This is a genomic window from Brevibacterium yomogidense (genome assembly GCF_016107685.1).
Classification (GTDB): domain Bacteria; phylum Actinomycetota; class Actinomycetes; order Actinomycetales; family Brevibacteriaceae; genus Brevibacterium; species Brevibacterium yomogidense.
On record NZ_JABASY010000011.1, the window covers coordinates 1 to 6,104 of the forward strand.

The following is a 6,104-nucleotide window of genomic DNA, read 5'->3' on the forward strand; positions in this document are numbered from 1 at the left end:
ACTGCTAGACACCGGCGGCTTCAGACCACTTCTACACTCTCTTTTACGATGAGCCGCTTAGCCACCGTCAGCCGCTCTGAACCCTTTTCAGCACCGGCATCAGATAGGTCTTGAACTTATCCGGGTTCTCTGACATTGGGAAGTGCCCTACATCGTCCATCAGTGTGTACGTTGACCCCTCGACTTCGTCATGGAGCGCTCGGCATTTGTCAGGTGTGGCCGACCAGTCGTAAGTACCGCTGAGGATATGCAACGCTACCTTGCTGGTGTCGATGTTCTTAGCCGTCTCCGTGGTGTCATAGTCGATGCCGTAGTAATACAAATCGCCGTGGAATACCGGGGGCGCCCCTTGACTGTACATCCAGATGGTCTCGTTCTTCCGAGCTTCAGGGCTCTGCGGTGCCATCATCGTGTACATCAAGCTCGGCTTGGAGTCATTGCTAAGGCGAGGGTGATTCCACCATGGCATGATGTCCTGAATGTCGTGACTCTCCAAGGCGCCTTCCAACGCAATACACGCACGGAACCTGTCCGGGTGATTGAGCGCAAGGTCAGCGGCCAAGTGCCCTCCCATAGAGCACCCCATAAACACCGGCTCGTTCAGCTCAAGCGCGTCAACAAACTTCAACACGAACTCTTTGAAGAACGCCGCGCGCAACTTGTATTCAACTTTCCACCACTCGATACCATCCGGCGGCAAGGACTTGCCGTGGTAGGGAAGGTCGTACACGATGACCCGAAAGTTCTTCGTGATGTCCGGATCGGCGAGGATGTGCCGATACTGACGACCGTCACTTCCAGCCGTGTGCTGGCAGACGAGGGGAATGCCTGTTCCGTTTTCCTCGAAGTAGACACGATATTCCGTGCCCTCCACCTCGATGAACACGTACCTTCCTCTGATGTCGCTGATCGAGCTCATCACTGTCTCCTCACTCGATGCCGCGCAGCATCTGCTGTAACCTGCGCAGCGCCATATGGAACCCGAAAAACTGCTCCAGGTCACCATCGACCGTGAAACCGTGGTGCAGCCATGCGGAGTAGACGTCCTGGTAGAAGGGATCCGGGTGACGAGCCAGCAACCTCTGCCACTCCCCCTTTGATGCTGCAATCGTGAAGTCCGCAGCGGTGAAGAGTGTCGGATCGACTTCAATCCGCTCGACTTCGCCCTCGTGCATCTGGAGAACGACAGTGTCGTTACCACGCACGATCTTGAACCGCCCTTCCCACTTCCGCGCTTTGAGTCTGAACTCCGGATCCGCGTTGAGCCGCTCGCGTGCGGCGTCAGCGCTTCCGCCGAGCTCTTGAAGTGCATTCATCGGTGCCTCCTGTGCCATCGTGAATGTCCCCGCGTCGACGTCCGCTCGCCGACGTCGGTATCCTTCACGCTATCGAGCCACCAGCTGTAGCAATATCCGTTCTCCGCACCCCGGTATCCGAATCACGCAGAGCAGTCGATCAGGTTCACTTGCTAGCATTGGCCCTACGCTCCGCGGACTGACTCAAGTCCGAAGTTCGCCGATGGGGGTGACATGGAGAAGCTCCGAAATTTCCGGATCCTCACAACACACGATCTCGACGAAGCGCGTGCAGCGGTGTCGTCCACGTACCTCGACAACCGCCTCACGAAACTGAGCAAACATACTCTGCGCTTCTCTTTGAACGCGTCAGAAGCGTATGACGTGACAGTCGGCTACCTGACCTATGCGAGCGAGGTAAACTTGCAGATGCCTCCCAGCGGAGACTTCTACCACGTGAACCTCACCACCGGTGGGAACACTGATGCCTGGCGCGACGATCGACAGAGCTGGCAGACGTCCGCTGGCGATTCCGGGGTCATCCTCTTGCCAGAGCGCTTGTCGCGCGTAACCTGGTCGCACGATGCTGAGCAAGTAATTTTCCGCTTCTCGCGACAACGGCTTGAGGGTTGCCTCGCTGGTCTGCTCGCGCGAGAAGTCTCACGACCTATCGAATTCGAACTTCGGCTGAATCTGCGTACAGAAGTCGGCGCGAGCCTGTACGCGACAGCACTTCAGATGGTCGATGAGCTCGACCGTCTGCAGTCCGGTCCCGGGTTCCTGCAGATGATACAACCCATGGAAGAGCTCATTATGACCCAGCTTCTCTATGCTGCTCAGCACAATTACAGCGCCGAGCTCAGGGCCATGGATTCTTCCTCGATCCGCCCCTGCGGAGGCAGAAGGGTCGACAAGCGGTTGCAATCGATTCAGGAGTATATCGATGCGCACCTCGATGAACAGATGAGTTTGGAACAGATCGCCGCAGTAAGCAGAGTCAGCATACGAACTCTTCAAGGGCTCTTCCGCTCAGCACTGGGGACGTCTCCACGCCGATACATTCGCGACCAGCGACTTCTAGCAGTCCGCGCCGAACTCGAGTCTGCCGCGGAAGTCGATTCCGTCAGCTCGGTCTCTACCCGTTGGGGCTTCACACATCTTGGGCGCTTCGCCTCTGCTTACAATGAGTATTTCGGGGAGCTACCCAGCACGACTCTCCGACGGCGATCTCCGGTCGAGTGAGACGAAAGTCTCGATCAAAAATGGTGCTGCGCATGCCCTCCAGCGCCGCCGCGGACGCACTCCTCTTCCGGGCTGCCCCGCAGCACGCGTGCGAACCAGATCGCGAAGAGGGTCGTCGCAGGCATCGTCACCGTGAGGCCCACGATGCCCGCCAGCAGCTGCACGATCGTGTGAGCGACCGTCTCCGACTGCATGAGCGCCCACACGGGCATCCCGTACGACTTCGCCGCGACGAACGCCGCCAGGCTCGCACCCACGACGGAGAAGCTCACGGTGTAGATCGCACTGGCCGCGTGGTCCTGCCCCACGTCGAGCGCCCGCTTCATGAGCGACGGACTCTTCGCGGCGGCCCCTCCCTCGTGGCCGCCACTCCCTCTGTGCCCGTGATCGTGTGAGTCTTCCCCCTGGAAGCCCAGGAGGGAGAAGACGACGGAGGCCTGCGCGACGGTGATGTCGTTGAGGATGCCGATGAGGGCGATGAGCAGGGCGGCGAGCGCCAGCACCGCGATGTCGACGTCCCCGGTCGCGAACACCGCCGCGGAGGTCGACTCCGTGATCCCGGTGAGCCTCGCGACGGAGGAGAAGATCCAGCCGGCCAGCATCGCAGCACCCACCCCGCAGACGGTCCCTGCCCATGCGGCGAGGGTCTTCGCCCCGAATCCGTGGGTGAAGTGGAGGACGACGGTGAGGACCAGCACCGCGGTCACGGTCGAGTACACGAGCGCGTTGCCGCCTTCGTGCACACCGGTGACGAGAAACACCCAGATGAAGAGTGCGGACACCAGCAGCGACACGAACGCCCGCAGCCCTTTGCCGCCCACACTCAGGGCCACGAGCACGAACGTGATGGCGGCGAAGATGGCGAGCGAGGTGCCGCGCTCCACCGAGTGGAACGAGTGGAGCACTTCCCCCTGCACGGGTGTCGCCGTCTGGATCACGACCTTGTCACCGTCCTCCAGACCGGCGACCCACCCTTCGCGAGTGATGCCGATGGTGTGTGCGGTTCCGTCGTCCAGGTGGGCGGTCGCCTCCCCGCAGAACGAATCCGAATCGGTCCACGCGGCTTCGCAATCCGCCAGGTCGACGTCGCTCAGCTCAGCCCGCGAATAGTCCATCGTCGTGCCGTTGGGCAGTTCGGCGGGCTGCTGCGAGGGCCACAGGGCCAGGACGATCGGCAGGGCGAACAACAGCACGCAGCCCACGACGACGACCGACACGAATGTCTCACGGGAAAGGCCGGAGGTCCGGAGTGCAGGGAAGCGCATCCGTCCAGTGTTCCTCACTCACCCCTGAACGGGATACCTCGTGAGACGCAGACCGCGACGACCTCACCCGGCGCGATCTTGCTATGATGGCACTTACAGGTGACAGTAGCGCCAGATATAGATGACAGGAGTGCCGACATGTCGACTGCGATACGCGAAGCCCTTTTCGCAACTGACCGCGAGCGCGCCCAAGCCCGCGAATTCACGGACTGGATCGATTCCCACCAGGACACCGACCGCACCGTGACCGGAACTGTTGCACTACCGCGCGAGCTTGCCGAGCTCCTCTCACGCGCACTGAAAATCATGGCGGCAGGAGGTAGCGTCACGCTCGGATCGCTCCCGGAGCAACTGAGCACAACGGTCGCCGCGAACGTGCTCGGAGTGTCTCGAACAACCCTGATGAAACTGGTGCGGGACGGTTCAATCCCGCACCAGAAGGTGGGGTCTCATACGCGTCTGATCCGAGAAGATGTCCTCGACTTCAAAGCGAAGCGAGTCCAGGAGCAACGCGACGCGCTGCGCGAACTCATCGAGCTGGAGGACTCCCTGGATTTATGAAACCCCTATGATCACCTCATGATCACGAGGGTGCTGCCAGATGCGAACGTTCTCTTTTCTCGAACGACTCGAGACTGGCTCCTACTGCTGGCGGATGCTGCAGCACAGGGTGCCTTTACTGTCACCTATACGGAGGACATCCTCAGCGAGACTGTCTACAACCTGCGCCGGAACTACCCGCACTTGACCGGGACGCAGATCACTAGGATCAACGACTCCATCGCTGTCGCCATGAGCGAGCGAATCGATGACTATGGCAATGGTTCGGACGGTCCTATTGCCGATCCTTTCGACAACCATGTACATGCTGCTGCGGTCGCCGGACGCATCGACGCTCTAGTGACGAGCGACAAAGGATTTCTCGACCTCACGGACGAGGCCAAAGACTCACTTCCTTACGAGATCTACTGTCCTGATGAGTTCTTCTTGCTCGTCGACAATTCGATGCCGCACCACGTACGTGCTGTTTTCGAGACGATGCTTCAACACCATCAGAGCGTCGGAAAGTCACTGGACTTCGACGACGCCCTTGTCCAGAGCAGTTGTCCTCGCTTCGCCGAACGCGTGAGAGCGCACTGGGCCGCTCATATCAGATAACTCACGCTGCAAGAGCGCGAACCGGTCCAACGAGCCCCTCAGAACTCGAGGACGATGCGTCCGCGCACCCCGCCGGCCTCCAGCCTGCGATGAGCTTCAGCTGCCTGCTCCTTGGGCAGGACGTCCGCCACACGCAGAGAGACGACCCCTGCTTCCGCCTGCCGGCGCAGAGTGTCGAGAGCCACCGGGTCGAACGCGTACTTGCTCACGACGATCGACCAGAACATCACTCCACGGTCGCGTTCGCCCTTGTCCCCGCGGATCGTCACGATGGTGGCGCCGTCCTTGGCAGCCGGAACGATCTCGTCGAGCTGCACCGCTCCGTCGATCATCCCGTCCACCCCGTCGGGGAAGCGTTCCCGCACGGCGGCAGCGAACCCCTCACCTCGCGGCAGGATCACGTCCGCGCCCAGGGACTTCACGAGCTCTTCATCCTTGGCAGCGGCATCCGCGACGACCGTGTGGCCATCCGCCTTCGCGAGCTGCACCGAGTAGCCGCCGAAGGCACCGGCCGCACCGGTGACCGCGATCGTCGACCCGGCGGGCAGCTTGAGCGTATCCAGCGCCAAGCGGGCGGTGAGACCGTTCATGGGCAGGGTGGCGGCCTCGGCGAAGGACACACCCTGCGGGATGCGGGCGACGGAGGTGGCTGGCACCGCGACCTTCTCCGCATAGGCACCATGCGAGCCGCTGGGCACGACGATCGCCATGACCTCGTCGCCCACCTGCAGATCGGTGTCCGTGTCCGGACCGATCGCCTCGATCACACCGGCGGCGTCCATGCCGACGACGTAGGGAGGCTGCGCTCCCCCGGGATCGCGGGCACCGATCCGGCGCATCGTGTCGGTGGGGCTCACCGCCGCCGCGCGCACGCGGATGAGGATCTCTCCGGTGTCCGCCTGCGGGTCGGGAAGTTCGATGACGTGGAGGACATCGGGGCCACCGGGTTCTGTGTATGCAATCGCCTTCATGTGTCGCACAACACGCGCTCCGCGGTCCTATTCCCGCCGTCCGCCATCCGGACCGCAAAGGGGCAGCTGTGGTCGGGACGACACACCGCGGTCCGGTTCGAGACCGCGCCGCAGAGTGCGGTGTGATGTCTCAGTACATAATTGACAACTAGGTCTCAAGACATAGTTGACAC

Annotated in this window: 7 protein-coding genes; 3 read left to right on the forward strand and 4 right to left on the reverse strand. The window is 61.5% G+C overall.

The genetic code is table 11. The annotated features are described in order from the left end of the window. Window positions 1-67: 67 nt before the first annotated feature. Both JFC09_RS16055 and JFC09_RS16060 read right to left on the reverse strand, forming a co-directional pair. Window positions 68-919, reverse strand: coding sequence for an alpha/beta fold hydrolase (locus JFC09_RS16055; protein ID WP_198395061.1), 852 nt, complete (start codon window positions 917-919; stop codon window positions 68-70). Window positions 920-929: 10 nt separating this feature from the next. Continuing rightward, entirely contained in the window at window positions 930-1,316 is a 387-nt protein-coding gene (locus tag JFC09_RS16060; RefSeq protein ID WP_198395062.1) for a hypothetical protein, read from the reverse strand. Window positions 1,317-1,529: 213 nt separating this feature from the next. Between JFC09_RS16060 and JFC09_RS16065 the strand changes: the two genes are divergently transcribed. Continuing rightward, on the forward strand, window positions 1,530-2,537 hold the full coding sequence (locus JFC09_RS16065; protein ID WP_198395063.1) for an AraC family transcriptional regulator: 1,008 nt from the start codon (window positions 1,530-1,532) through the stop codon (window positions 2,535-2,537). A gap of 14 nt (window positions 2,538-2,551) precedes the next feature. Here JFC09_RS16065 and JFC09_RS16070 read toward each other — a convergent pair whose 3' ends face one another. Further along, complete coding sequence (locus JFC09_RS16070) at window positions 2,552-3,802, reverse strand: YibE/F family protein (RefSeq protein ID WP_198395064.1); 1,251 nt, start codon at window positions 3,800-3,802, stop codon at window positions 2,552-2,554. A 138-nt stretch (window positions 3,803-3,940) separates the two neighbouring features. On the opposite strand from JFC09_RS16070, the gene JFC09_RS16075 reads away from it, so the two are divergent. Then, window positions 3,941-4,363 carry a helix-turn-helix domain-containing protein gene (locus tag JFC09_RS16075; protein ID WP_198395065.1) on the forward strand — a complete coding sequence of 141 codons (423 nt, stop codon included), beginning with the start codon at window positions 3,941-3,943 and terminating at the stop codon, window positions 4,361-4,363. An 18-nt stretch (window positions 4,364-4,381) separates the two neighbouring features. Beyond that, window positions 4,382-4,960, forward strand: a complete 579-nt coding sequence (locus JFC09_RS16080; RefSeq protein WP_198395066.1) for a PIN domain-containing protein — start codon at window positions 4,382-4,384, stop codon at window positions 4,958-4,960. A 38-nt stretch (window positions 4,961-4,998) separates the two neighbouring features. On the opposite strand, the gene JFC09_RS16085 is transcribed toward JFC09_RS16080, so the two are convergent. Further along, window positions 4,999-5,931: an NADP-dependent oxidoreductase gene (locus tag JFC09_RS16085; RefSeq protein WP_198395067.1), complete on the reverse strand. Its 933-nt coding sequence runs from the start codon at window positions 5,929-5,931 to the stop codon at window positions 4,999-5,001. Window positions 5,932-6,104 lie beyond the last annotated feature (173 nt).

Coding starts and splice junctions, on each gene's coding strand:
- JFC09_RS16055 (WP_198395061.1), bottom strand. CDS start 919: ATGAGCTCGATCAGCGACATCAGAGGAAGGTACGTGTTCATCGAGGTG.
- JFC09_RS16060 (WP_198395062.1), bottom strand. CDS start 1,316: ATGAATGCACTTCAAGAGCTCGGCGGAAGCGCTGACGCCGCACGCGAG.
- JFC09_RS16065 (WP_198395063.1), top strand. CDS start 1,530: ATGGAGAAGCTCCGAAATTTCCGGATCCTCACAACACACGATCTCGAC.
- JFC09_RS16070 (WP_198395064.1), bottom strand. CDS start 3,802: ATGCGCTTCCCTGCACTCCGGACCTCCGGCCTTTCCCGTGAGACATTC.
- JFC09_RS16075 (WP_198395065.1), top strand. CDS start 3,941: ATGTCGACTGCGATACGCGAAGCCCTTTTCGCAACTGACCGCGAGCGC.
- JFC09_RS16080 (WP_198395066.1), top strand. CDS start 4,382: ATGATCACGAGGGTGCTGCCAGATGCGAACGTTCTCTTTTCTCGAACG.
- JFC09_RS16085 (WP_198395067.1), bottom strand. CDS start 5,931: ATGAAGGCGATTGCATACACAGAACCCGGTGGCCCCGATGTCCTCCAC.